The 25,882-nt window shown below is 67.4% G+C and carries 18 protein-coding genes and 2 pseudogenes; 11 read left to right on the top strand and 9 right to left on the bottom strand.

Going from position 1 to position 25,882, the window contains the following annotated elements:
• Positions 1-5 precede the first annotated feature (5 nt).
• Both V1460_RS10120 and V1460_RS10115 read left to right on the top strand, forming a co-directional pair.
• On the top strand, positions 6-1,364 hold the full coding sequence (locus V1460_RS10120; RefSeq protein ID WP_338673412.1) for a lipase/acyltransferase domain-containing protein: 1,359 nt from the start codon (positions 6-8) through the stop codon (positions 1,362-1,364).
• Between the two features lie 279 nt (positions 1,365-1,643).
• A pseudogene (locus tag V1460_RS10115) lies at positions 1,644-1,754 on the top strand (DNA-binding protein); the annotation flags it as partial.
• On the opposite strand, the pseudogene V1460_RS10110 reads toward V1460_RS10115, so the two are convergent.
• A pseudogene (locus V1460_RS10110) lies at positions 1,754-1,999 on the bottom strand (helix-turn-helix domain-containing protein); the annotation flags it as partial. The pseudogenes V1460_RS10115 and V1460_RS10110 sit on opposite strands and share 1 nt — an antisense overlap.
• Before the next feature lie 385 nt (positions 2,000-2,384).
• On the opposite strand from V1460_RS10110, the gene V1460_RS10105 reads away from it, so the two are divergent.
• The 7 genes from V1460_RS10105 to V1460_RS10075 all read left to right on the top strand — a co-directional run bounded on the left by V1460_RS10105 (position 2,385) and on the right by V1460_RS10075 (position 13,068).
• Entirely contained in the window at positions 2,385-3,734 is a 1,350-nt protein-coding gene (locus V1460_RS10105) for a transposase (protein ID WP_338673411.1), read from the top strand.
• Between the two features lie 1,281 nt (positions 3,735-5,015).
• Positions 5,016-5,591: a hypothetical protein gene (locus V1460_RS10100; RefSeq protein WP_338673410.1), complete on the top strand. Its 576-nt coding sequence runs from the start codon at positions 5,016-5,018 to the stop codon at positions 5,589-5,591.
• Between the two features lie 224 nt (positions 5,592-5,815).
• Positions 5,816-6,103 (top strand): hypothetical protein, encoded by a 288-nt coding sequence (locus V1460_RS10095; RefSeq protein WP_338673409.1) that lies wholly within the window; start codon positions 5,816-5,818, stop codon positions 6,101-6,103.
• A gap of 307 nt (positions 6,104-6,410) precedes the next feature.
• Positions 6,411-7,157, top strand: a complete 747-nt coding sequence (locus tag V1460_RS10090; RefSeq protein WP_338673408.1) for a hypothetical protein — start codon at positions 6,411-6,413, stop codon at positions 7,155-7,157.
• A gap of 188 nt (positions 7,158-7,345) precedes the next feature.
• Positions 7,346-7,519, top strand: a complete 174-nt coding sequence (locus tag V1460_RS10085) for a hypothetical protein (protein WP_338673407.1) — start codon at positions 7,346-7,348, stop codon at positions 7,517-7,519.
• 69 nt (positions 7,520-7,588) lie between these two features.
• Positions 7,589-8,569 (top strand): hypothetical protein, encoded by a 981-nt coding sequence (locus V1460_RS10080; RefSeq protein ID WP_338673406.1) that lies wholly within the window; start codon positions 7,589-7,591, stop codon positions 8,567-8,569.
• A gap of 17 nt (positions 8,570-8,586) precedes the next feature.
• On the top strand, positions 8,587-13,068 hold the full coding sequence (locus tag V1460_RS10075) for a hypothetical protein (RefSeq protein WP_338673405.1): 4,482 nt from the start codon (positions 8,587-8,589) through the stop codon (positions 13,066-13,068).
• Positions 13,069-13,140: 72 nt separating this feature from the next.
• On the opposite strand, the gene V1460_RS10070 is transcribed toward V1460_RS10075, so the two are convergent.
• From V1460_RS10070 to V1460_RS10060, 3 genes are all read right to left on the bottom strand, one after another.
• Positions 13,141-13,653, bottom strand: a complete 513-nt coding sequence (locus V1460_RS10070) for an SMI1/KNR4 family protein (protein WP_338673404.1) — start codon at positions 13,651-13,653, stop codon at positions 13,141-13,143.
• Between the two features lie 246 nt (positions 13,654-13,899).
• Positions 13,900-15,228, bottom strand: a complete 1,329-nt coding sequence (locus V1460_RS10065) for a class I SAM-dependent RNA methyltransferase (protein WP_338673403.1) — start codon at positions 15,226-15,228, stop codon at positions 13,900-13,902.
• A 71-nt stretch (positions 15,229-15,299) separates the two neighbouring features.
• On the bottom strand, positions 15,300-17,348 hold the full coding sequence (locus V1460_RS10060) for an APC family permease (RefSeq protein WP_338673402.1): 2,049 nt from the start codon (positions 17,346-17,348) through the stop codon (positions 15,300-15,302).
• Positions 17,349-17,676: 328 nt separating this feature from the next.
• On the opposite strand from V1460_RS10060, the gene V1460_RS10055 reads away from it, so the two are divergent.
• Together V1460_RS10055 and V1460_RS10050 are read left to right on the top strand one after the other, a co-directional pair.
• The gene (locus V1460_RS10055; RefSeq protein WP_338673401.1) at positions 17,677-18,345 is read left to right on the top strand and encodes a TrkA family potassium uptake protein; all 669 of its coding nucleotides are present in this window, start codon (positions 17,677-17,679) and stop codon (positions 18,343-18,345) included.
• Entirely contained in the window at positions 18,345-19,031 is a 687-nt protein-coding gene (locus V1460_RS10050) for a TrkA family potassium uptake protein (RefSeq protein ID WP_338673400.1), read from the top strand. The genes V1460_RS10055 and V1460_RS10050 overlap by 1 nt, the downstream gene beginning before the upstream one ends.
• Positions 19,032-19,132: 101 nt before the next feature.
• Here V1460_RS10050 and ltrA read toward each other — a convergent pair whose 3' ends face one another.
• The 5 genes from ltrA to V1460_RS10025 all read right to left on the bottom strand — a co-directional run bounded on the left by ltrA (position 19,133) and on the right by V1460_RS10025 (position 25,676).
• Positions 19,133-20,482: a group II intron reverse transcriptase/maturase gene (gene ltrA / locus V1460_RS10045; protein ID WP_338673399.1), complete on the bottom strand. Its 1,350-nt coding sequence runs from the start codon at positions 20,480-20,482 to the stop codon at positions 19,133-19,135.
• Positions 20,483-21,118: 636 nt separating this feature from the next.
• Positions 21,119-21,868 (bottom strand): DUF3159 domain-containing protein, encoded by a 750-nt coding sequence (locus V1460_RS10040; protein ID WP_338673398.1) that lies wholly within the window; start codon positions 21,866-21,868, stop codon positions 21,119-21,121.
• A 3-nt stretch (positions 21,869-21,871) separates the two neighbouring features.
• Positions 21,872-22,279 (bottom strand): OB-fold nucleic acid binding domain-containing protein, encoded by a 408-nt coding sequence (locus tag V1460_RS10035; protein ID WP_338673397.1) that lies wholly within the window; start codon positions 22,277-22,279, stop codon positions 21,872-21,874.
• Positions 22,280-22,365: 86 nt separating this feature from the next.
• Positions 22,366-23,052 carry a response regulator gene (locus V1460_RS10030; RefSeq protein ID WP_338673396.1) on the bottom strand — a complete coding sequence of 229 codons (687 nt, stop codon included), beginning with the start codon at positions 23,050-23,052 and terminating at the stop codon, positions 22,366-22,368.
• A gap of 71 nt (positions 23,053-23,123) precedes the next feature.
• The gene (locus V1460_RS10025; RefSeq protein WP_338673395.1) at positions 23,124-25,676 is read right to left on the bottom strand and encodes a sensor histidine kinase KdpD; all 2,553 of its coding nucleotides are present in this window, start codon (positions 25,674-25,676) and stop codon (positions 23,124-23,126) included.
• Positions 25,677-25,882 lie beyond the last annotated feature (206 nt).

The raw sequence follows: 25,882 nt of genomic DNA, 5'->3' as shown, positions 1-25,882 counted from the left end.
AAGTTGTGCAGCACCTCGCAGCCGATCTCGTCGTCGTCCTCCCCGGCATCCTCGGGAGCACGCTGAGCCGGGGCCCCCGTCAGATCTGGGGATACCGTAGTGTGGCCCGGCTGGACCGGCTCTCCGACCGGCTGACACAGGATTTGGCGTTGCCCCCGCAGGCGTTCGACGATCCGGAGCACGGGTTCAACGACGGCGCCCGTCCTACCGGCACCCTGCGGACACTCGGCATCATTCCGGGCTTTCTCAGTGTCGACGGCTACGACCGACTGCTGGCAAGACTGCGAAGGGAACTCGCGCCCCTAGGGCCGGAGTCCGTCATCGAGTTCCCTTACGACTGGCGGCAGTCGAATGTCTTCACGGCACGTCGACTCAAGGCCGTGGTCGAACCTCTGTTGCTTCATCGCAGACGACGTTTCCCGGCCGCCAGACTGGTGTTCGTGGCCCATTCCATGGGAGGCCTGATCGCCCGCTACTACGCGGAATGCCTTGACACGGAGAAGCTGACGCGCCGGATCATCACCATCGGTACGCCCTTCACGGGCGCGGCCAAGGCGCTGGCCGTCCTGGCCAACGGCTACGCGTCGCTGGGCCAGCGACGCTTCCATTTCGGCGAGTTGGTGCGCTCTCTCCCCTCGGTCGCCGAGTTGCTCCCCGCCTACGCCTGTGTCGGCCCCTCCCCCGACATCCTGCGTCCGCTGACCGACACCGCGGTGCCCGGGCTGCCTGACGTCTGCCGGCAGCGTGCTCAGCAGTTCCACCAGCAGATACGAGCGGCAATCGCCGCGAACGGGGACGAACGCCCTTCCTATCACGCCTTGATGAGCTGTCATCAGAAGACGGCTACGTGGGCGTCGGTCGGTGACGAAGTGCTCCTCCATTCCCCGGAGGACCTGTTCCAGCGTGGCGACGGCACCGTCCCGCGGTGCTCCGCCGCGCCCCCGGAATGGGGGGACGACGCCGCATCGGTGTTCGTCTCCGGGCGGCATGCGTCTCTGCAACAGCAGCGCCATGTCGTCCTTCAAGTACACGGAATCGTCACCGCCCGGCCCCGGCGCCCGATGGCCGCGATGGACGAGATCGCCGTCGAGGCTGAGCCATGGGTCGCGCCCGGCGAAAAATGGTCGGTGCGAGCAGAGTCCGTCGAAGGCTCGAACGGCCTGGTACTGACCGTTACCGTGACCGATCCGTCCAATGACGAGGTCATCGCCCAGGCACCGGTTCGGCCACGGGGAGACGGCACGCACACCGCTGCACTGCGCCTGGATCGGCCGGGGGCCTTCCGCTGGACCGTTCACACGGTTCCCACAGCGGCCACACCAGTGGAACCCGTGAGTGACGCGCTCCTCTGCGTCGACGCCTGACGCCTCCTGGCCGGTGCAGAACAAGGCGTGGCTGCCGGCCCGCGATAGCGTGTGCGAGGGCGCCCCGTCTTCACGACGCACCAGCAGCCCGAACCCTTCGCCGGGTTGTAGTCCCGCAGTCGCGGTGCGCTTCCGCGGCGGCCGCCCCCGCCAAGTCGGTGGGCGAGGAGATCCAGGCCCTGCGCGACGAACTCCACCAGGCCCGGCGGCAGCAGGGCTCGGACCGGGCGGACGCCGCGTGACCCGGACTTCCCCGCGGTCCCGGGCGGCACCCTCGTCCTGGACAGCGACGGACTGGCGAAGGCCGTCCTGCGCGACTGCAAGGTGACTGCCTGGCTCGCCCTCGCCCGCGCCGACGATCTCCGGGTCATCACCTTCGCGGCCACCCTGCCCTTGTACTTCGGGTAGAGCGAGTCGAAGCCGTCGGCATTGAAGTTGTGCAGGACGTCGCGGACGCGGTCCGGGCTGGTGAACGTCACCGTCGCGATCTTGTCGACGGGCATGCCCTGCGCGGACAGCAGCACCATCTGGGCCCGCCGCCAGGTCACCACTGACCCGCTGCCCCGACGGATGATCCGCAGCAGCCTCTGGCCCTCATCGTCGTCGATCTCCCGCACCCGAACACGTTCAGCCATCAGGACAGCATGGCCGACGCGCGCCGGTCCCGGCCCGAAGGCGGACGCGCGTCACAACGAGGCGAACGTTGTCTGATGCGGCACTAGTCAACGTACACTGCCACGTCTGACCCGACCGACCGCGCACAACGCCCGTGCGTTCGTCGGCGAGGCGCCCCTCGGCAACCGGCAGACCGGCTGTTGCGGACGTTACGGCGCGCGGTCGGCGACGACGGTTTCCACTTCGAGGTCGCCTTCCCCGAGCAGCCTTCGCGGCGGCGTCGCTTGTTCGGACCGCGCCGGTAGGTGGTTGGTGCGCGGGGGCCGAACTTCGGTGCCCACCCGGATGGGTGACGGGCTGGGTGTTCGTGCCCGCGGCGGACCAGGGCCTCGGCAGCCTCGGGGTGTGGCGATTGCGCCCGGGGAGGGGAAGCCGATGCCGGCGAGTGTGGTGGTGCCCGCGTCGTTGTCGGCGGTGCTGGGGAAGCTGTGTGTGTTCACCGCGCCGGGGTTCACGACGTTCACCGCGATGGTGACCGGGCTGGTCGCGCAGACCGGGGCCGGCACGGTGACCGGGATGCTGACCGGGGCGGGCCTGGCCCAAGCTTGGCCGCACGACCGGGCCCACGCCTTCTTCTCCCGGACGCGCTGGAACGTCGACATCCTGGGGATTGTTCTGGCCCATCTGATCGTCAGTACGCTGCTGCCGCAGGGCGCGGCGATCACGGTCGCGGTCGACGACACCTTGTTCAAGCGGAGCGGGAAGAAGGTGTTCGGTGCCGCGTGGCAGCACGACGGCGCCGCCAAAGGCCCGAAGCCGGTCGGGCGCGGAACATGCTTCGTGGTAGTCGGGGTCGTCGTGGAACTGCCGTTCCTCACCCGGCCGGTGTGCCTGCCGGTGATGGCCCGGCTGTGGCGGCCGAAGACCGGCCCGTCGAAGGTCGAGCTCGCCGCGTCGGCGGTGAAACTGCTGGCCGTGTACCTGAACCGGCCCCTGCACATGGTGGCGGACGCCCCCTACCACGGCAGGGCCCTGCGCCACCTGCCCGAAGCGATCACCCTCACCACCCGGCTACCGGCCAGCGCCGCGCTGTTCGACCTCGCACCGCCACCGACCAACAAGCGCGGCCGCCCCCGCCTCAAGGGCGCCAGGCTGGGCACGCCCGCCGAACTCGCGGAGACCGCCACATTCACGACCACACGCGTCGCCCGGTACGGCCGTACCGACCAGGTCCAAATCGCCGAGGTCCGCTGCCTTTGGTACGGCTCCTTCCACACCCAGACCGTCCGCGTCATCCTGATCCGCGACCAGGACACCGCCACCGGCTACGGCCTGGCCCTGGTCACCACCGACCTCGCCACCCCCACCGCGGCCCTGGTCACGCGATACGCCTGGCGGTGGTCCATCGAGACCGCCTTCGCCGAAGCCCGCACCCTGCTCGGCGTCGGACAAGCCCGCCACCGCTCCGAGAGCGCGGTCCGCCGCACCGTCCCGTTCGGCCTGTACTGCTACTCGATCACCGTCGTCTGGCACGCGTTGCACGGCCACCATCCCAGCGACGCCGCCGACCACCGCGCATGGGCCCCCTGGTACACCACCAAGACCGACCCGTCCTTCGCCGACATGCTCGCCAAGCTCCGCCGCGAGATCACCGCCGCCCGATTTCTCCCCGTCACCCCAGGCCAGCCGACAGGCGCCGAAATCCAGGCCGTCCACCAAGCCTGGGCCCAAGCAAGCCTCCAACACACAGCCTGATCACACCGACCCCGCGAGAACAGCGAAAGTCGAGTGACGACAGTTCAGCGGTCAATACCTCCCTGGGCACATGGTCCCCGGTGTGCATACGGGCGAACAACGTCAGAGACAGCGTGGACCGGTCCGCAGATGCCTGGCTGCTCTGATCCGATGGCTGACCACCGAGGAGAGGCCGCTTCGTGAACCTCGGCATCCCAAACACTCGGCCGCGATCGACGCCTTCATCCCACGATGCGAGAACGCATCATCCCTGCAGCGAGTTGCAGTGTGATCGATGTCACATCGTGACGCAGTGTGGCCTGGGCCGTCGCCAACTCCCACCAACTGGAACTTGAGATTGATGCACGTGTGGCCGAAACAGATTTCTGAAGTGAGTCAACACTAGGGAATGTTGCTGAACATCAGCAGTGCCTAACCAACTCCAGGTCGAGGGGGTGGGCGACCGGCTGAATTCATGCACCCCAACAGTTAACCTTCACGCCCTAATGGCCGAAATTCGCTCACGCGCCGGCACGCCTCACCCGAAACGCAAAAAACACATCGTATCCTGACGATTTGTCGCGTATGTCAATGGTCGGGGTAACTGCCAGTCACCCCGGAGCCATGCAAAGCCCAGCGGAAACGATCACGATTCTTTGCGTCGGGTAATATGTTTGCTCAGATTACGTCCACTACCTAGTGTGAGGCTTGACGCCCCGAACCTGCGACTCGCGCTCGGGGGATTGCCTCGTCGAATTGGCACTCCTGCGGGGGGAGGAGATGACGTGGTTGGGCTCGATGGCATCGATTTAAGGCTGAAGGGTGTATCCCTGTCGCTTGTCGGACGCATGGTCCTGGTTGAGGAAATCGCATAAGCAAGGCTGCCGCAGTTGTGACTTGTGCAGTGAGTATTGACTTTCCTGTACCCAACCGGATCGCTTTCGACATCGACCACAGGCCCGCTATGCCGGGAGCATTCAACTCTGGCTTCAGAATTCCGTGAACTCTGGCTACGGAGCCTGGGTACCGCATCATGCCTCCACTTGTAGAGTAGGGCTGTTCTCGCCCTTATGCCTTGAAATAGGTCGAATAGCGCCGCCTCATGGAATACTGATCGGCCCTTGGCGGGAATGGCTACGCGCGAGGACCACGACAGGTGGCGTTCACGCTCACTTATGCGGCCTTTCACCGCCGCCACAACCCACTCATACCGCCGAGTGCAGGGGTAGCGAAACCGCGAGGCCATGGCCACCGCCTGTACGCCACTTAACTGACTGGAAAACAAAAACGCAAGGAACATTTATGCATACAGCCTCTAAGCTCGGAGTCTTTACCGTTGCTGCTCTTCTCCTGGGCGGTACGGTGCTGGCGAGTACGGCGAACGCCGCCGACAAGCCGGTTCCGTCGAACAAGTCCGTCGAGATTGTGCAGTTCGCCGGTGGCCAGGGCCACGGACTGGCCTTGGACAAGAACGCGCCGGAAGGTACGAAGGAGACGCTGGAGTCCAACACCCTGGCTGCTGCCGCCACGGCGAACGTGTGCGGCGCGGGCTACACCATCTCTACCGGAGCATGGCGGTACGGCACCAACGGCACCACCTACACCTGGACCAACGGCACCTCGACCGGAGGCTCCTACTACGACAAGCCCATCTGTGCCGTGTTCTTCAACGACACAGGCTCCACTCGCTACATGGGCGTCCGTCTAAACGACAACTACACTTCCACCGCTGCTACCCAGGACTTCGGCTCCTACAGCACCTACGCCGGGCCCGTCTATCAGAAGCGCGGCTACTGCGGCACGGTGTACTCCTACATGAAGTCTTCTAGCGGCGCCGTCGTCATCGACAACGTTCAGACGGTCGGGTCCTGCAATTGATGAATAGGGATATGGAAGGAAGCGCTCGGACCTTCGTGGTCCGAGGGCTTCCTCTTCTCGCTGTCATGGTAATGATATGCGGGTGCTCCGGTTCTGGTCAGCCTGTGAACACACAACCCGAGCCTCATCCTTCAACTCGTGTGTCGGTGGCTGCCTCAGAAACGCCGCCTGTTCCGCAGAAGACTGATCCCACACCGTCATTTCATGATGAGGGATCCACTCGTGTGCTCACCTACGGCGATGTAGAAGTACGCGCAACACCGAATGCAATTGGTGTATATACGGCCATCGCTGTCACCAATACGAACGACAAACCGGCCAGCTACCAGATCAAAATCAGCATCGCCGACGGCGAAGGCTGGGTCGCCTACAACAACTTCCGGATCCAGAACGTGCAACCGGGAGCCATAGGACGTGACGCCACCGTGATCGGAGGAAAACATCTCGGTCCGATTCCCCAGCATCCGAAAATCTACGTTGACGAGTACACCCCCACAGTCAGCGACAGATAGGTGTGCTGTGTCCGCGGGGAGTGAACCAAGCCCCCAGCGCTCGGCTTGGCCTGGCTTGTTGCTGAGACACGATCGTATTGCCTGACGGGCCATGGCCATTCACTCCCTCACGACGTGTCCAGTTTCCGAGTCGGTTTCATCGCAGCACGGCATATGACCGGTCGCCTTGTGCTGGGGTCGCGTTCAGACTCCGCCGAGGAAAGCCCGGCGGCTGAGATCCCTCCGGCCAGCGACAACCCCGGAGCGGATCGTCCGTCCCAACCTGAGGAAGAGTGTGAAAAGGAAGAGATCGACAAGACCTTTGCGGGTGCCGGTCGTCGTCGCTGTGGCGACAGCACTGGCGATACCGCTGACCACCCCCGCGAGAGCGGCCGAACCGTCGCCCCCAAAGGCTGCCGCCCAGTACCAGGCCCCGAAATCCCAAGACGTCCACAAGCCGGAATCCGTCGCTCCCGGGAACCGGACCGAGCTGCTGGGCTCCCACTACAAGCAGTCCGCCGACACCGCGTTCACCACCTCCGGTGATGGAACCGGCTTCCACCTGCTAGTCGCCGACGAGGCGACCGGGTACGCGTGGAAGACCGCGGCAACCCTGTCCGAACCGCGCTTCGAAACCGACACCTGGATCGGTAGCTCGTGTCTGACCGCCTCCGGGAACCGCGCGGCCGTGGCCTACGCACCTCGCACCTTCACCAACAAGCCGGAGCTCATGGCTCGTGGCGCGTTCGCCGCCGTGGTGGACCTGACGACTGGCAAAGTCACCAAGTTGCCGCTCCAGGCATCCTTGGCCTACTTCAACCCCGGGTGCGGCGCGGGAGAAAAGGCCGTGTTCACCCAACTCTCCTACGAGGATAACCACGCGCAGCAGACCCGCCTGATCACCGTCGACGCCGCCACCGGCAAAGCCGGTGTCCCGGTCGTGTGCAACGGGCAGGTCTCCTCCGCCGTCCCAGTGGACGGCGGCGCCGTCGCTGCGCACGGCAACCGTGTCGTCAAGGCCAGCGCCAACGGCAAGTTGACGGAGATCGCCCGCACCACACAAACCCCGTTTTAATTCACCATCGACAAGGACGGCGGTCTGACCTACATCGACCGTACCCAGTCGAAGAACACCAAGAACCCGTCCACCGGTTACGCGCGGCATCTCGCCGCCAGCCAGCTCCGGACCAGGGGCGCCAAGCCCACCACGGTCGCCTCAGGCGCGCCGACGGGCTGGATCTGACCGCCACCGGCAGCGGCACGGTGTTCATCACCGGCAAGGCCGAAACGAAGGGCGATCTGCCCGCGACGGTGAAGAATCCCGGTGGCCTCCCCAAGGGGGCACACCTCTCCAGCCACGGCCATGCCGCGGTCACCACCGCGTGGGCGGACGGCAAGGACTCCCGAATCCGCCCGGAGGAGGCGCTGCGCCGCTGAGCGTGAGGAGCGCGGCTGGCACGCGCCACGCACGTGGACCACCTCATGTCACGTAGAGAAGGAAGACCCATGCACGTCCTCAGGCGAGCGACCGTCGCCACCACTGTCATGCTCGCGGCAGTCTCGCTCGGTGCCTGCTCCTCGTCCGGATCGGCATCCGACTCGGCGAAGGACAAGGCCCCGATCGACCGGGCTAACTGGCCTGCGGAGGTGCCCACTTCCGGGCTGGTCAAGGGCCTGGAGCTGCCGCTTGAGTCCTACCTGCCCTCCTACGCGGATCAGGTCGCCGTCGACACCGCGCTGCGCACCCTGCAGACGCGGTGCATGTCCGAGTACGGGCTGACCGTCGATCTGCCGCGTCCCGGCGTGAACCCGCCGCCCCACAGCAACGCCGTCTCGATCGAGCGGCGTTACGGCCTCAGCGACCGCGCACAGGCACAGAAGTACGGGTACGGGCTGCCGAAGGAGCTGACCCGGAGCCTCGCATCCGTCGAGGAGGGGCTTTCAGGCATCGAGGTGGAGGTCCTGACCGGGCGGAAGAAGCCCGAGTTCGCCCCGCCCAAGGGCGCCAAGGTCAGCGACGGCCATTTCGGCAGGGTCCCGGAGCCCGCGCGCGCCGAGCACAACGGAAAGAAGCTGCACGAGGGCGGCTGCGCCGGCTGGTCGAAGCGGCGGCTCAAGGTGAACGAGGAGGATGCGGGCTTTGTCTCCGGGCTCGCCTCGACAAGCCTCTCCGAGTCCCGGCCGCTGAAGCCGGTCGAGAAGGCTCTCAAGAGCTGGTCGGCCTGCATGAAGGACAAGGGCCGCAAGGCCGCCGATCCGTACCGGGCGATGGAGCAGGGCTACGCCGACGGCGACGGCACCACCAAGAACGCGATCGAGCTCGCGCTGGACGACATCGACTGCAAGGAGCAGACCCGTCTGATCGAGGTCTGGTTCAAGGAGGAGTCGGCCGTCCAGAAGCGGCTGATCAAGGAGAACAAGGACCAGCTTGCCGCCATCAAGAAGCGCATGGGCGAGGTCCTTGCGGCCGCGAAGGCAGTCAAGTAACCAGAGAGGGAACACAGTTGAGACAGATCCATATCCGTCTGCGCGTGCCGATCACCCTTGCGGTGACCACCGCGCTGGCGATACCGCTGAGCCTGCCCGCGCAGGCCGAGGAACCAAAGCCGCCCAAGAGCGCGGCGCAGGGGTGGAGCGACACCACCCAGCAGCAGAAGAAGCTCTCCCTGGAGCCCTCCGCGATCCCCGCGAAGGACCGCGCCGGCCTGCTCGGCAAGGGCTACGAGAAATCCGCGGACACCGCGGTCACCACGACCGGTGACGGCACCGGCTTCCACCTCCTTGCGGGCAAGGAGAAGGACGGCTACCAACTCCAGACGGTGGCCAGTCTGTTCGAGGACGGTTTCGCCTCGGACACCTGGATCGGCAACCACTGCGTCACCGAGTCCGGCAAGTACGCGGCCGTCTCGTACGCGCCGCGGATGTTCACCAACAAGCCCGAGCTGATGGTTCGCGGTGCCTTCACCGCGGTGGTCGACCTGACCTCGGGCGAGGTCACCAAGCTGCCGTTCCAGTCGTCGCTCGCCTACTTCTCGCCCGGCTGCGGCCAGGGCGATCAGGCGGTGTTCACCCAGCTCACCCATGACGGTGACGATAAGCAGCAGACCCGTCTGATAACCGTCGACGCGGCCACCGGCAAGGAGTCGAAGCCGGTCACGCTCGCCGGCCAGATCACCTCGGCGATCCCCACCGACGCGGGCATCGTCGCCGCCCACGGCAACAAGCTGGTACGGATCAACGGCGCGGCCGAGAAGACCCTGGCGTCCACCACCACGGTGCCGTTCCAGATCACCGCCGACACCGACGGCGGTATCACCTTCATCGACCGCGAGTTGGACAAGAAGGCGTCCGACGAGCCGGCCGCCTGGGCCAAGCACCTGGACCGTACGAAGGTGAGGCAGGGCAAGAAGGCCGAGCCCGTCACCGTCGCCTCCGGCGGGCTGCACGCCTGGGACCTGACCCGCTCGGCACGCGGCGAGGTGTTCGTCACCGGTGACGCCACGTCCAAGGCCCTGCCCAAGCGGGTGCACAACCCCGGCAAGCTCCCCAAGGGCGCGGCGATCTCCAGCCACGCCCAGGCGGCCCTGACCACCACCTGGTCCGATGGGAAGACCACCCTGGTCAACCCGGAGGACGCCGCCAAGCCGCGCCCCGCCCGTACGGCCCTGCGCGTGCTGGACTCGGGCAATTCCGTAACCCTCGACCTGCGCCCCGGCGTGCACCGCGTGGGCGACGAGGCACAGGGGCACGCCCTGTCCCCCGCTCTGCCCACCGGCGGCCCGGTCGACTCCGGCCCGGACATGGGCAAGAAGAGCACAGACGGCCTGTCCACGCAGACCGTCCGCACCCAGGCCCTCACCGCGCAGGCCGACAACCCGAGCGAGGGCACCGGGGAACGCTACTGCGCGGTGGCCCGCAACGACGTGAAGAAGCAGGCGTTCCAGCCCACTCCGCGCCAGGTCGAATGGGCCGTGGACCAGGCCGTCGTCGGCGAGCTGAACTTCTACCGGTCACCGAACTGGAAGAACACCGGTACCGGCGGCTACCAGCCCCAGGGCCTGTTCCCGCCGACCGTGCTCGCCGGTGACCCCAACGGCACCCTCGACAACGAGGACCCGGACGTCACCGACAAGTGGCACATTCCCGCGCAGGTGATGCTCGGCATCACCGCGCAGGAGTCCAACATGTGGCAGGCCACCCGCTTCGCCGTGCCGGGTGTCACCGCCAATTCCCTGATCGGCAACTACTACGGTGTCGACTACGCCGCCTCGGGCGAGCAGCTCGACCCCTGGCGCATCAACTGGGCGGACGCCGACTGCGGTTACGGCATCACCCAGGCCACCGACGGTATGCGCCTGGCGGGCAGGACCAAGCCGGGCGAGACCGCTCTGTCGACGCTCGCGCAGGAAGCCGTCGCCCTCGACTACACGGCGAACATCGCCGCCGGTGTGCGGATCCTGTCCGAGAAGTGGAACCAGACCTACAACGCCGGGATGAAGATCAACGGCGGCCACCCCAAGTGGATCGAGAACTGGTTCTTCGCCCTGTGGGCGTACAACTCCGGCTTCTACAACACCGCGGACTCCCAGGGCCACTGGGGCGTCGGCTGGACCAACAACCCGGCCAACCCGCTGTGGAAGGCCAACCGCGTCCCCTTCCTGCAGAACGCCACCAACCCCGCCGGGGACGACTACAGCCACGCCGCGCACCCGCAGGACTGGCCGTACCAGGAGAAGGTGATCGGCTGGGCGGCCCGCCCGATCTCGGCGATGTTCGCGCCCGGCGACTTCAAGGCCGGCTACCGCGCCGCGTGGTGGTCCACCAGCGCGGACCGATCCAACGCCAAGCCGCCGGTTGACCTGTTCTGCAACGGGTCGAACTACTGCGACCCGTCCAAGATCGGTGACAACGACTCCAACGACCAGGGCATGGGCGCCTGCACCGCCGACTCGGGCGACAGCGACACCAACCCGCACTGGCTGCACTGCTGGTGGCACGAGGAGATCACCAAGGACCAGTGGAAGGACTGTGAACGCCTCGCCGAGTGCGGAAACGGCGTGCACCGCTTCACCACGTCCTACGGCGAGCAGCCGGACGCCGGCTCATACCCACCGAACTGCTCCATCGGGTCCCTGCCCGCCCACACCTTGGTGGTCGACGACCTGCCCGACGGCACCATCCCCGCGGGAGCCGACGGCAGCCGCGGATGCGGTGCGGTGAAATCCAGCGGCACGTTCAACTTCACGTTCGTCCCGTGGGACACCCAGATGGATCTCACGCATGACGGGACGGACAACCCGACCACTGTCACCACGTATCCGGGGAAGATCGACACGCACCAGATCGGCGCGGGCTACGGCAACCACTTCTGGTTCACGCACACCCGCTCCCCGGAGTCCTATCCGGGCAACGCCTACCGTATGAAGGTCACGGGTACCTGGAAGCTGAACGCTCCGCTGACCAACACGACCCGCCAGGCGAAGATCTACGCGCACATCCCCGACCACGGGGCGCAGACCACCAACGCCGTCTACCGGATCCAGACACCCGAGGGGGAGGTGGAGGCGCCGATCTCGCAGACGGCGAACCAGGCCAACAAGTGGGTGGACCTGGGTGCCTACGAGTTCGGTGACCAGATCCCGGAGGTGCAGCTCGACAACTTCAACGGCGGCAGCGGGTCGGCGGACATCGCCTTCGACGCGGTGGCGTTCGTGCCGGGCACGTACAACGGCACGAAGCTGACCGGCAATATGACGGTCGACCCGACCGCTCCGGACCCGGCGCCGGTCGAGCCGAACGAGGACATCACCGACGGCCTCTTCTCCGCGGCCGGCAGCTCCCCGGCAGACACCGCCACGGCGGCGCCGAGGGCTATGGCCGCCACGAGCACCGCGTCATGCTCGACGGTCAACCACTCCCTCAGCCGCAAGCGCACCACCGCCTGTATCCACAGCGACTACGCGATGACGGAGATGTTGCACGGCGTACCGACCGGAAACGCGGCCTTCGACCTCTACACCACGTACTACCTCGACCCGCGTAGTGCCGAGTTCTCGCAGGTCACCACGATCCGGCTGAAGTTGATGGACGGTGCGGTGAGCACCGCTACCTTCGACTACGAGGCCAAGTGCCGCGGTTACTGCGTCGTCACCAGCGTCGACTGGAACGGGTCGAAGACCTTCGCCAAGGGCGACACGCTCCTGCGGACCGTTACTGCGCGGTTCAAGTGGACGCCCAGCGGCACCAAGAACACGATCACCCCGTACATGTCTTTCGGCGGTAAGGTCAACAGCGCTACGGTCGTGAATCCGTCCGAGTTCGAGAGCGCCAAGCTGGACATCCGTTGCGACACCGAGGTCTCCGGCGCGGGTACCGGCTGTGTGTTCTCCGGCTACAAGCCGACGTATGTCATGAACTCCAAGAAGTTCCCCGGGGCCGCGGCACACATCGACATGATGTGGCGCAAGACCAACATCAAGTGGGGCCAGCGCAGCAGCAGCAAGCCGCTCACCTACCTGGGCAACAAGATGTCCGTCGACGGTTCCGGCAAGATCCAGTCGGACCGCAACCGTCAGCTCATCTGCGCCAGGCAGTGGAAGGCCTACAGTGGCACCGGTGACTTCAGCGACATGTGGAGCCTGGAGTCAGGCACGCCACAGACCGACTTGAAGAGCTGTGATGAGTTCGTCTTCGCCAACGCGGCCCAGAGCGCCGGAAACTCCGCGGGCCCCAACCCCGTCGCCTACAGCGGCAAGGAGTGTGTGCAGACGTACCTCCGGCGCAACGCCGACGACACCATGACGCTCCATCTCCGCCCGGATGCCACGGCACCGACGTGGAAGGAGCCGTGTGGCCGGTCCTCGATGTCGAACTGGCAGAACACCCAGTCGATGCGGCCGTTCGGCGCCTTCATCAAGGAACAGCGCTTGATGGAGGACGACGACTACTGGCTCGACCTCGACGGATTCACCGCACCCACTCCGTAACCGGACTATGAGAAGTGCCCCCCGGCCGTTCTTCGGTGCCGGGGGGCACTTCTGTTTCACGGCGGCGCGGCCTCACGACCAGACAAGTCGCCCATCGACAACGGAACAGACCCGATGGTCCCCCGCGCCGATCCTCGTCAGCATCTCCGCCACGGAGTCGAAGTAGTGGGCCAATGACGCGTACTCGCCGGTGATCGTGGGCTCACCCACGAACCATCTGCCGATACGTCCGTCCGTCGCATCGATGAACTTCCCCGTCCAGGCGTCCTGATCCGACAGGAACGGGATCCACTCCTCGCGCCATTCGTCCCCACCGGACAAGGGGTGGTTCGCGTGGAGCTTCTCCATCGCCCGGATGCCCAGAAAGAAGCTCCCTTCGTCCGGGAACCCGGCGTAGCCGCAGCAGGCGACGTCGTCGTCCACATCGTCCTCGGGAAGATCCAGGTTGTTCTGCAGCAGCCACGCCCGCAGTTCCTGAGGCAATGAGACACCCATGCGCTCCTCGGCGGCCGCGAGCATCCGCTCCGGGGCCGGGCCGGGCAGGTCCGCGTGATCGGCCGGAGCATGCTCCCGGAGGAGATTCATTACGCGGGACCAGCTCTCCACCACACTCATTCCCTGCTGCCCCTCTCTGCACGGATTCGCTATGCCACTCAACGGGCTCACCCACTGTAGCCGGATGGCGATTCCCCGCCTGTGACTGACCGTCAGAGGCGACCTCCGGCGTGCGTCAAACGTGCGTCAAACATGCGTCACGCGCGTCGGATTTGCGTCAAGATATCGCCCGTAACGCACGTAGCGCACATAACGCACACTCGGAGAAACAGCAGGTCAGCGGCCCTTCTCAGCAGGCTCAAGAATCACCACGCACTCCACGTGGTGCGTCATCGGAAACAGGTCGAACGCCCTCAGCGTCCGCGGCCTGTAACCGTGTTCGCCGAAGTACGCCAAGTCCCGTGCCAGTGCCGCCGGGTCGCAGGCCACATAAGCGATACGGCGGGCGCCGAGGCTGGAGACGTACTCGACGGTGGTGCGGCCCGCGCCCGCGCGAGGGGGGTCGAGGACGACGAGGTCGGCCTCGGTGATTCCGGTGCGTGGGAGGACGGACTCGACCTTGCCCTGCTCGATGCGGACCCTTGGGAGGTCCTGGAGGTTGTGGCGGGCGTCCTCCACCGCGCGCTTGCCGGACTCGATGCCCAGTACCGCGCCCTTATCGCCGACGCGCTGGGCGATGGCGCCGGCGAACAGGCCGACGCCGCAGTAGAGGTCGAGGGCCGTGTCCCCCTTGCGCGGGAGCAGGCCCTGCATCACCGCCTCGACGAGGGTCTGGGCGGCCTTCGGGTGGACCTGCCAGAAGCCGCCCATGCCGACGCGGTAGGTCCGGTCGTCGGCGCGTTCACGAACGAAGGGGCGGCCGTGGACACGGTGGATGCTGCCGTCCCTCTCGTGGACGCGCAGGACCGAGACCGGCTTGTCCAACTCCACGATCGGGAGCCGGGCGCCGGGGCGCGGGGTGAGGATGACCTGGCGGTCCTGGGAGCCGGTGGCGGCGATGGCCTCGATCGAGGCCATACCGTCCCAGGTGCGCTGCTCGATGCCGAGTTCGGTCACACCGGGCGCTGCGATCATGCAGTGGTCGATCGGCTCGACCTCGTGGGAGCGGTGGCGGCGTAGTCCGGCCCGGCCGGAGGGGGTGACGGCGTACTGGACGCGGGTACGCCAGGCAGGCACCTCCCCTGCGGGCAGTTTGTCTCCCTCCGCGGGCATCACCGTGCCGTCCCAGCCGGCCTCCTCAGGTGTGAGGCCGGCAAGGCGCTTGAGCTGCTCCGCGATGACCTCGCCCTTGAGGCGGCGCTGTGCGCCCGGCTTGGCGTGCTGCCAGTCGCAGCCGCCGCATTTTCCGGGGCCCGCGAAGGGGCAGGGCGCCTGGACCCGGTCCTTGGACGGCTCCAGAACACGAACCGCGTCGGCACGCAGATAGCGGGAGCCCTCTTCGCCCTCGGTGACGCGTGCCACGACCCGCTCGCCCGGCAGGGCGTGCCGGACGAACAGCACCTGGCCCTCCGCCGTGCGGGCGATGCAGTGGCCGCCGTGTGCTACGGGGCCGATCTCGACCTCGTACTCCTCCCCGACGAGCGAAGACTCAGGTGCGTTCTGCATGGCGGGGAGGACTCCAAGGGCATGGGGTGCGGCTGCGACAGCCCACCAGTCTACGTGGCTGCGCGGGGGCCTCAGGCCTTGGTGCTGGGCTCCTTGGGCGCCTCGTTCACGGGGCCGCGGCGCACCGCGCCCGGGGCGTTCCAGTCCTGGCGCCTCTTGGCCCGCGCCTTCGCCGCCTCCGACGACTGGAGCTGGTACGGCACCGAGGTGACCATGACACCCGGGGTGAACAGCAGCCTGCCCTTGAGGCGCAGCGCGCTCTGGTTGTGGAGCAGGTGCTCCCACCAGTGGCCGACCACATATTCAGGGATGATCACACTGACCGCGTCACGCGGACTCTCGCGGCGCAGGTTCTTCACATACTCGATGATCGGCCGGGTGATCTCACGGTAGGGCGAGTCGAGGATCTTGAGCGGTACGTTGATGCCGCGCCGGTCCCACTCCGCCTTGAGGGCCTTGGTCTCCGCCGGGTCCACGTTGATGCTGAGCGCCTCAAGGCGGTCGGAACGCATCAGCTTGGCGTAGGCGACGGCCCGCAGCGTGGGGCGGTGGACCTTCGAGACGAGCACGATGGAGTGCACCCGGGAGGGGCGGGCGGTGTCGTCGGTCGGCTCGTCCGGGGCGGCGATCTCGTCGGCGACGCGGTCGTAGTGCTTGCGGATCGCCGTCATCGTCCCGTAGAAGATCACCATGCCGAGCAGGGCGACCCATGCCCCGTGGGTGAACTTGGTGCCGAGGACGACCACCAGCACCAGGCCGGTGAAGAAGGCGCCGAAGGTGTTGATCGCGCGGGAGCGGATCATGCGGCGCCGCTTGGCGGGGTCGCGCTCGGTCGCCAGATGGCGGTTCCAGTGCCGCACCATGCCGGTCTGGCTGAGGGTGAAGGAGACGAACACGCCCACGATGTAGAGCTGGATCAACTTGGTGGAGTCGGCTCCGTAGACCCAGACGAGCAGGATCGCGGCGCCCGAGAGCAGGACGATGCCGTTGGAGAAGGCCAGCCGGTCGCCGCGGGTGTGCAGCTGGCGCGGCAGGTAGCGGTCCTGGGCCAGGATCGAGCCGAGGAGCGGGAAGCCGTTGTACGCCGTGTTCGCGGCCAGGAACAGCACCAGGGCGGTAGCGGCGGCGAGCAGGACGAAGAAGAACGTGCCGCTGCCGAAGACGGCGGCCGCGACCTGGGAGATCACCGGGTTCTGGACGTAGTCGGAACCGACCGGGGTGCCGTTGCGGATCAGGTCCTGAGCCGGGTGTTCGGCCATCCTCACATCCGTGGCTATGGCCAGGCCGATGATGCCGCAGAACATCGTCACGGCGAGCGCGCCCATCAGCAGCAGCGTGGTCGCGGCGTTCCTGCTCTTGGGCCTGCGGAAGGCGGGGACACCGTTGCTGATCGCTTCGACACCGGTGAGCGCGGCGCAGCCCGAGGAGAAGGCGCGCAGCAGCAGGAAGACCATGGCGAGGCCGGCCAGTCCTTGTGCCTCGGGCTTGATCTCGAGGTCGGCGGTCGGGGCGCGCATGGTGTCGTCGAGGACGAGCCCCTTGAAGGCGCCCCACGCGATCATGATGAAGACGCCGGCGACGAAGACATACGTCGGGATGGCGAAGAGCTTGCCGGACTCCTTGACGCCCCGCAGGTTCATCAGCGTGAGCACCACGATGATGCCGATGGCGCAGAACACCTTGTGCTCGACCACGAACGGGATCGCGGAGCCGAGGTTCTCCACGCCGGATGAGATCGACACGGCGACGGTGAGCACGTAGTCGACCAGGAGCGCGCTGGCGACGGTGAGGCCGGCCTTGGGGCCGAGGTTGGTGTTCGCCACCTCGTAGTCGCCGCCGCCGCTGGGGTACGCGTGGACGTTCTGGCGGTACGAGGCGACGACCGTGAACATCAGGACCACGACGGCCGCTGCGATCCACGGGCTGAAGTGATACGCCGACACACCCGCGATGGAGAGGACCAGCAGCACCTCCCCCGGGGCGTACGCCACCGAAGACAGCGGGTCGGAGGCGAAGACGGGGAGTGCGATGCGCTTCGGTAGGAGCGTTTCTCCCAGCCGGTCGCTGCGCAGGGCCCTGCCGATCAGGATCCGTTTGAGCGGGTCGGTCAGTTTAGGCACGCAGAGGATCGTAAGGGCTCCGTATGGGGGACGCCCACTCACGGTCCCGTCCGGGCGCGTATCGGCGTCCGAACGCCACGTTGTGGTGGTGACCTGGTACGCAGGGCTACAGAGCGACCCTTGGTTCCGGGCGCGTACGCGCACACCGGTGCGTCGATGCGTTGGGATGGGTACCGCGGATGAGGGCAAGCGGGTAGCCGCGTCATAAGCTCGTCAAGAGCTGCGCCGGGTGCTGTTGCCCCGGCCATGGCCCAGCAGAGCCGAGAGAGAAGAGTGACCAGGGTGTTTGCGCAGGTCAGCCGGTTGACCAGGACTGCGGGGTAGATAGGTGCACATTGTCATCATGGGCTGCGGCCGGGTGGGGGCGGCACTCGCGCAGACCCTGGAGCAGCAGGGGCACACGGTCGCCGTGGTCGACCAGGACCCCACCGCCTTCCGTCGTCTGGGCTCCGGGTTCGGTGGGCGCAGGGTGACCGGTGTCGGCTTCGACCAGGACACCCTGCGCGAGGCGGGTATCGAGGAGGCCGGTGCCTTCGCGGCCGTCAGCAGCGGCGACAACTCGAACATCATCGCGGCGCGGGTCGCACGGGAGATGTTCGGCATCGAGAACGTGGCGGCCCGGATCTACGACCCGCGGCGCGCCGAGGTCTACCAGCGCCTGGGCATCCCCACCGTGGCCACAGTCCGGTGGACCGCCGACCAGATGCTGCGGCGGCTGCTGCCGTCCGGCGCCGAGCCGCTGTGGCGTGACCCGAGCGGCGGTGTGCAGCTCGCTGAGGTGCACACGTCACCGGCCTGGATCGGGCACAAGATCAGCAAGCTGCAGGAGGAGACGGGCGTGCGTGTCGCGTTCCTCACGCGACTGGGGGAGGCCGTGCTGCCGACGTCGCAGACGGTCCTCCAGGAAGGCGATCTGGTCCATGTGATGATGCGCACGGACGAGATCGAGAAGGTCGAGGCGGCGTTCGCCCAGGGTCCTGAGGAGGCCGGTCACTGATGCGGGTCGCGATTGCCGGGGCCGGCGCGGTGGGGCGTTCCATCGCGGGCGAGCTGTTGGAGAACGGGCACGAGGTGCTCCTGATCGACAAGGCGCCCACCGCCATTTCGGTGGAGCGGGTGCCGCAGGCGGAGTGGCTGCTGGCCGACGCCTGTGAGATCACATCGCTGGATGAGGCCGCCCTGCAACGGTGCAATGTCGTGATCGCGGCGACCGGTGACGACAAGGTCAATCTGGTCGTGTCGCTGCTGGCGAAGACCGAGTACGGCGTGCCACGCGTGGTCGCCCGGGTGAACAACCCCAAGAACGAGTGGCTCTTCAACGAATCCTGGGGCGTGGATGTCGCGGTGTCGACTCCTCGTCTGATGTCGGCACTGGTCGAGGAGGCGGTGAGCGTCGGGGACCTGGTCAGGCTGCTGCGTTTCAGCCACGGCGACGCCAACCTGGTGGAGCTGACGCTGCCGCCGGAGTCGGCGCTCGCGGGTGTTCAGGTCGGTGATGTGGCCTGGCCCGAGGACACTTCCCTGGTGACCATCATCCGCGGGTCCCGGGTGCTCACCCCGCACGGCGAGGAGACGCTGGAGCCCGGTGACGAGCTGCTGTTCGTCGCGGCGCAGGCCCGTGAGGAGCAGTTGGAGGACCTGCTGTCGGTACGCCGGGGGGACCCGGATTCCTCCAAGCGCTGACGCGACTCGCCGGCGCGGGCGCGTGATCGGATCGAGTAGGAGGGACGGGTCGCCCGTCCCTCCTCTCACACCACCGGACATGCGGGCCCGCATCCGGCGGTTCATCGAGCTGATCTCAGCCGTTGCCAGGTCGGCTTGAGCATGTGCAGACCCAGGTCGTCCCAGTAGGAGGTGGGCAGGGCCCGCTGGAGAACGACCGAGCCCGCGATCCGCCAGTACCCCTTGCTGCTGACCGCCCATTCACGGGCGGACCGCTCAGGGATCCCGAGCGCGCGCAGGTTCCGGCGTCTGGCCGCGTAGCGCTTCCATTCCTTCCAGCGGATCTGCCGCATCCTGCGGTGCAACCACTTGTCCAGCTCCTGGAACACCTTGGGGGTGTCCGCGAGCTGGAAGTAGCCCATCCAGCCAGTGGTGAAGCGGTTGATCTTCGCGATGCGTTCATCCATCGCGATACTCCACCGGCGCGAGCTCAGCTCCTTGATCCGCACCTTCCAGCGCGCGAGCGCCTTCGGATCGGCCCGGACTCTGACCTTCCCGCCCCGGACGAAGTAGAAGCCGAACCCCAGCATCGTCATGACGGAAGCTGGGACCACCTTCGACTTGTCCCGGTTGACCTTCAATTTCAGCCGCTGCTCGACCACGGTCGTGACCGAGTCGAGCACTCTGTGGGCGGCTCGTCTGCTCCGCACGAAGACGCGCACGTCGTCGGCGTAACGCACGAACCGATGACCGCGCTTGAACAACTCCCGGTCGAGGTCGTCGAGCATGATGTTCGACAAGACAGGCGAGAGCGGGGAGCCCTGCGGGGTCCCTTCCTCGCTCGGCTGTCTCACGCCGTCCACCATGATCCCGGCGTCCAGATACCGGCGAATCAGCCTCAAGACCTGGCGGTCACCGACCCTGCGCGCGACCCGTGCCATCAGGACATCGTGCTGAACCCGGTCGAAGAACCGGTCCAGATCAAGGTCCACGACCCACCGGTGACCGTCCTCGATGGCCCGCCGCGCGACCCGCACCGCCTGATGGGCGGACCGGCCGGGACGGAACCCGAAGGACGACCCCGAGAACTCCGGGTCGAAAATGGGCACGAGCACTTGCGCGATGGCCTGCTGGATCAAGCGGTCCAGCACCCGCGGCACCCCCAGCATCCGCTCGCCGCCGCCAGGCTTGCCGATGATCACCTGACGGACCGGCGCCGGCCGGTAGGTGCCCGCGTCGAGTTCACCCCGCACAACGGGCCAGTTGACGAGCAGCCACGGGCGAAGTTCCGCCGTGGTCATCCCGTCCACCCCGGGAGCACCCCGGTTCATCTCGACACGGTTGAGCGCCGCGAGCAGGTTCTCCTTCGAGAGCATCCACTCCCAAAGCGAGGACTCCTGATCGCGGTGAACGTCCTCCGTGGAGTGCGCCGACCGGCCACTGCGCTCCGCCGGGGCACTTCCGGAATGCACCGGTCCCTCCCCGGTCGGCACCGCCGAAGCGGTATTACTGCGGTCCACGTGACCGGCACGAGCAACCACCACATCACCCGTTCCACTCGATGTTCGGCCCTTCCCAGCCCGCCGTCCACGCGGCTCATCCCGGCTGGTACTACGGCCTCTGCTGACTTCTGCCCGGTCAGGCAGCACCTCCCGGCACAACCCGTCGGCGCGGCGACATCTTCAGCACAACCGACACCCGGACAGATCTCCCCAGGTAAGAACGATCAATGTCCCCAGATCCCCGCCGCGTCTACGCACTGGCCCTCTTGGCAGTGACGGGCATCGTCGTCCGTAGCCGACTCACCCAGACCAACACGCCTCATACGCGGTTCGTGTTCCTCGGTACCCAGGTCTCGCCTCGGGCTTCCTCCAGACCCCACCTCACGATGACGCCCTTGCCTCCGGCTCGGGGTTAGCACCACCTCTTCCCCCAGGGGACTTCCACCCCCAATCGATCGCCCATGCTGGGCGCACTACGGCGAGCGGCCCGGGGACTCACGTCCCCGGGCCGCTCCGCGTCCGGTGCCTCCTGCGGCTGACGCGTACGGGACGAGTGCGAGTACGCCCCGGGGCGAAGGCCCCGGGGCGTACTCGCGGCGAAATGACCTACAGCTCGTGGTCGCCGCGCGAGGCGGCCTGGCGCTCCTCCTCGGCACCCTCCGTGCGCTCCCGCTCCTCCATCTCCGCGAAGACGTCGATGGGCGGCGGGGCCTTCGCCAGGAAGACCCAGGTCAGATAGACCGCGAGCAGGAACGGCGGGATCTTCAGGGCGATCAGCACCCAGCCGAACTCGGTGGTGTCCGCCCACCAGTAGAGCGGGAAGAGGATGGCGCACTTGGCCAGCAGAATCAGGCCCCAGGCCCAGCTGGCCTTCGCGTACGCCTTCTTGCGGCCCGGGTTGCGGGTGCGCCAGGAGAGGTTCTCCTTGAAGACCGGGCCGAGGATGAGGCCGATCAACGGCACGCCTGCGAGGGCCGTGATGATGTACGCGAGTCCCAGACCCAGGGTGTACAGCATGCCCGGCAGGTAGAAGTCCTTGGCGTTGCCGGTCATCATCGCGAAGACCACGCCGAAGGCCACCCCGAAGACCCCGCTGAAGGCGTGCTTCACGGTGTCCCTGCGGATCAGCCGTACGACGACGAGCAGCAGCGAGATCGCCAGCGCGGCGATCGCCGCGATGTGCAGGTCCTTGTTGATCGTGAAGATCGTGACGAAGAGCAGTCCGGGCAGGACCGTCTCCACCATGCCCCGGACCCCGCCGAAGGCCTCGAACAGGGCCGCTTCGGTGACGGCCTTGCTGTGCTCCGGGCCGCCGTCTTCCTGGTCCTGCGCGGTCGGCTTGTCGAGGGACGTCACCTGCTACTCCTGTCCGAGCGGTCGCAGCTCGTATTTCGGGTTGAACAGCACACGCCGACCGTGGCTCATGGCGATCCGGCCCGAGGCGATCATCCTGCGGCCCGGCTCTATGCCCACGATCGAACGTCGGCCCAGCCACACCACGTCCAACGCGGCGGAGCCGTCGAACAGCTCCGCCTCAAGGGCCGGGACTCCGGCCCTCGGCCGCAGGGTGACCGTGCGCAAGGTACCAGTCACCTTCACGATCTGGCGGTCCCCGCAGTCGGAGATGCGCGTACAACCCGTCGCCTGAGAGTCCTCCCGGAGCTCCTCGGACTCAAGGTCCTGCTGGGAACTCGACAGACGGTCGAGCATCCGGCGGAAGCGGCCGGCAGGTTTGTCGCCATTCCCGGATCGAGACGCAGCACTCATACCGAAAGCGTACCGGGGAGCCCTGGCCTCCCCGTCATGAGCCGATCATGGCCGCTTCCGGCCCGCGCGCGCCGCACTGCGGCGGCTCAGCGCTCGAAGCGGTATCCCATCCCCGGCTCGGTGAGGAAGTGCTCGGGGTGCGAGGGGTCCGCCTCCAGCTTGCGCCGCAGCTGTGCCATGTAGACCCGGAGGTAGTTGGTCTCGGTGCCGTACGAAGGCCCCCACACTTCTTGGAGCAGCTGCTTCTGGCTGACCAACCGCCCCGTGTTGCGTACCAGGACCTCCAGGAGGTGCCACTCGGTCGGGGTGAGGCGCACGTCCTTGCCGCCGCGATTGACCTTCTTCGCCGCGAGGTCGACGGTGAACTGCCCGGTCTCGACCACGGCGATCCCGTCATCACCGCCACCGACCGGCTCGGCCCTTCGCACCGCGGCGCGCAGCCGTGCCAGCAGTTCGTCCATCCCGAACGGCTTGGTGACGTAGTCGTCGGCTCCGGCGTCCAGCGCCTCCACCTTCTCGTCCGAGGTGTGCCGCGCGGAGAGCACGAGGATCGGGACGCGCGTCCAGCCGCGCAGGCCCCTGATCACCTCGACTCCATCCATGTCCGGCAGCCCGAGGTCGAGGACGACGACATCGGGATGCCGGGCGGCGGCGAGCTGGAGCGCCGTGGCACCATCGGGGGCCGCGTCGACTTCGTACTTGCGCGCCTTCAGGTTGATCACGAGGGCGCGTACGATCTGCGGCTCGTCGTCCACCACAAGCACTCGGGTCATCGGTGCCTGCCTTTCGTCTCTCGTCTGCTTGTTCATGCGGCCGACCGATTCGGCCGATGAGGTCGACCGGATCAGCCGGTCGTCCGGACGGAGAGCTCGGGGGCCACAGGAGTGCCTCCGGGCGCCGCCCGGAGGGTCAGCACCATCGTCAGACCGCCACCCGGTGTGTCCTCGGCGGCCAGGCAGCCGTCCATGGCCTCCACGAAGCCCCGGGCCACGGCGAGACCGAGACCGGCGCCGGCACCACGCGGTGCGTCACCGTAGCGCTGGAAGGGCTCGAATATCCGCTCCTTCACCTCGTCGGGCACCCCCCGGCCGCGGTCGGCGACCCGTAGCTCGACACGGTCGCCCAGCGCGCTCGCGGACACCATCACGGGGCTCGCGTCGGGGCTGTACTTGGCGGCGTTCTCGACGATGTTGGCCACGGCACGCTCCAGCAACCCCTTGTCGACCCGCACCATCGGCAGCGTCTCGGGGATGTCAAGGCCGACCGCGGACTCGGGGATGCCGACAAGGGCCATCGGCACGACCTCGTCCAGGTCGATGTCGCGGATGAGGGGGGTGACCGTGCCGGTCTGGAGACGGGACATGTCGAGCAGGTTGCCGACCAGGTGGTCCAGCCGGTCGGCTCCGGTCTCTATGCCTTCGAGCAGCTCGGCGCGGTCCTCGTCGGACCAATCGACGTCATCCGAGCGCAGCGAGGTGACGGCCGCCTTGATTCCGGCCAGCGGGGTACGCAGGTCATGGCTGACGGCGGCGAGCAGCGAAGTGCGGATCTTGTTGCCTTCAGCGAGCTTACGGGCCTCCTCGGCCTCGTCGATGAGCCGTTGGCGGTCCAGGACCACCGCCGACTGGGCGGCGAACGCGCCGAGGACGCGGCGGTCCGCCGCGGGCAGCACCCGCCCTGACAGCGCGAGTGCCATATGGTCGCCGACGGGCATGTCCACATCCGCGTCCTCGGGCCGGGCGGCGGGCGCGGGGCCGACGCTGCCCGCGCACTCCCAGGGCTCCACATCGCCTGAACGCTCCAGCAGTGCCACCGACTCCATGCCGAAGGTCTCCCGCACCCGCTCCAGAAGCGCGTCCAGCGTGGTCTCGCCGCGCAGCACGCTGCCCGCGAGGAACGAGAGGATCTCCGACTCCGCGCGCAGCCGGGCGGCCTGGTGGGTGCGCCGGGCCGCGAGGTCCACGACCGAGGCGACCGAGATGGCGACCGCCACGAAGATCACTATCGCGACGATGTTCCGGGGGTCGGCGATGGTGAAGAGGTGGAAGGGCGGGGTGAAGTAGTAGTTCAGCATCAGCGAACCGACCGCCGCCGACGCCAGCGCGGGCAGCAGCCCGCCGATCAGCGCCGCCGCCACCGTCAGGGCCAGGAACAGCAGCATGTCGTTGGCGAGGCCGAGCTCCGTCCCGCCCTGCTGGATCCGGATGAGGAGGAGGGCGAGCAGCAAGGGGCCGGCGATGCCGACGAGCCAGCCGGCGATGATCCTGGAGCGGCCGAGCCGGGCACCCCGTGCGACCGGCAGTCCGCGGCCCTTGGCGGCCTCCTCATGCGTCACGATGTGCACATCGAGGTCGGGCCCGGACTCCCGGGCCACCGTCGCACCGACGCCGGGGCCGAAGACGTACTGCCAGGTCTTCCGGCGCGAGGAGCCGAGCACGATCTGGGTCGCGTTGACCCCGCGGGCGAAGTCGAGCAGAGCGGCGGGGACGTCGTCGCCGATCACATGGTGGAACGTGCCGCCCAGGTCCTCCACCAGGGTGCGCTGGACCGCCAGCTCCTTCGGGGAGGCCGACGTCAGCCCGTCGCTGCGCGCGACGTAGACGGCGAGGATCTCGCTCCCGGAGCCTTTGGCAGCCATCCGCGCGGCCCGGCGGATGAGGGTCCGCCCCTCGGGGCCACCGGTGAGTCCGACGACGATCCGCTCGCGGGCCTGCCAGGTGGTGCGGATGTTGTGCTCGCCGCGGTACTGCTGGAGGTACTCGTCCACCCGGTCGGCGACCCAGAGCAGCGCGAGCTCGCGCAGCGCGGTGAGGTTGCCCAGGCGGAAGTAGTTGGACAGCGACGCGTCGATCTTGTCCGGCTGGTAGATGTTGCCGTGCGCCATCCTGCGGCGCAGCGCCTGGGGCGCCATGTCGACCAGCTCGATCTGGTCGGCACGGCGGACGACCTCGTCGGGTACGGTCTCCCGCTGGCGCACCCCGGTTATCGACTCGACGACGTCACCGAGTGACTCCAGGTGCTGGATGTTGACGGTCGAGATGACATCGATCCCGGCCGCCAACAGCTCTTCGACATCCTGCCAGCGCTTGGTGTTCCGCGAGCCCGGCACATTGGTGTGGGCCAGCTCGTCCACCAGTGCGACGGCGGGTCGGCGCCGCAGCACCGCGTCCACGTCCATCTCCGTGAAAACGGTGCCCCGGTAGGCCAGCTCCCTGCGCGGGAGCTGTTCGAGACCGTGCAGCATGACCTGCGTCCGGGGACGGTCGTGGTGCTCCACGAAGCCGATGACGCAGTCGGTGCCACGCTCCACCCTGCGGTGCGCTTCGGAGAGCATCGCGTACGTCTTGCCCACGCCCGGTGCCGCGCCGACGTAGATGCGTAGCCTGCCGCGTGCCATGGCCTCATTGTCCTTCGATGACCGCCCCGGCGGGCGGCTGCGTCCACAGCGGACACCTGATGAAGCTACATCCATGAAATCCGCCGAAACGGACATCATGAGATGGCCATGGGCCCATTGACGCGATTCTGACGCAGTCGCGAGCGCTCGTGTGAACCCGGGCCGCACACGCCGATGGGCCGCACACCGCGAGCGGTGTGCGGCCC

It is taken from the genome of Streptomyces sp. SCSIO 30461, assembly GCF_037023745.1.
Classification (GTDB): Bacteria; Actinomycetota; Actinomycetes; order Streptomycetales; family Streptomycetaceae; genus Streptomyces.
Note: the sequence above shows the minus strand (reverse complement) of the source record. Positions and strands in the feature narration are given on the sequence as shown.

Excerpts from the sequence above, each read along its gene's own strand:
- V1460_RS10100 (WP_338673410.1), top strand. The coding sequence starts at position 5,016 with ATGCATACAGCCTCTAAGCTCGGAGTCTTTACCGTTGCTGCTCTTCTC.
- V1460_RS10080 (WP_338673406.1), top strand. The coding sequence starts at position 7,589 with ATGCACGTCCTCAGGCGAGCGACCGTCGCCACCACTGTCATGCTCGCG.
- V1460_RS10070 (WP_338673404.1), bottom strand. The coding sequence starts at position 13,653 with ATGAATCTCCTCCGGGAGCATGCTCCGGCCGATCACGCGGACCTGCCC.
- V1460_RS10065 (WP_338673403.1), bottom strand. The coding sequence starts at position 15,228 with ATGCAGAACGCACCTGAGTCTTCGCTCGTCGGGGAGGAGTACGAGGTC.
- V1460_RS10050 (WP_338673400.1), top strand. The coding sequence starts at position 18,345 with ATGCGGGTCGCGATTGCCGGGGCCGGCGCGGTGGGGCGTTCCATCGCG.
- V1460_RS10035 (WP_338673397.1), bottom strand. The coding sequence starts at position 22,279 with ATGAGTGCTGCGTCTCGATCCGGGAATGGCGACAAACCTGCCGGCCGC.
- V1460_RS10030 (WP_338673396.1), bottom strand. The coding sequence starts at position 23,052 with ATGACCCGAGTGCTTGTGGTGGACGACGAGCCGCAGATCGTACGCGCC.
- V1460_RS10025 (WP_338673395.1), bottom strand. The coding sequence starts at position 25,676 with ATGGCACGCGGCAGGCTACGCATCTACGTCGGCGCGGCACCGGGCGTG.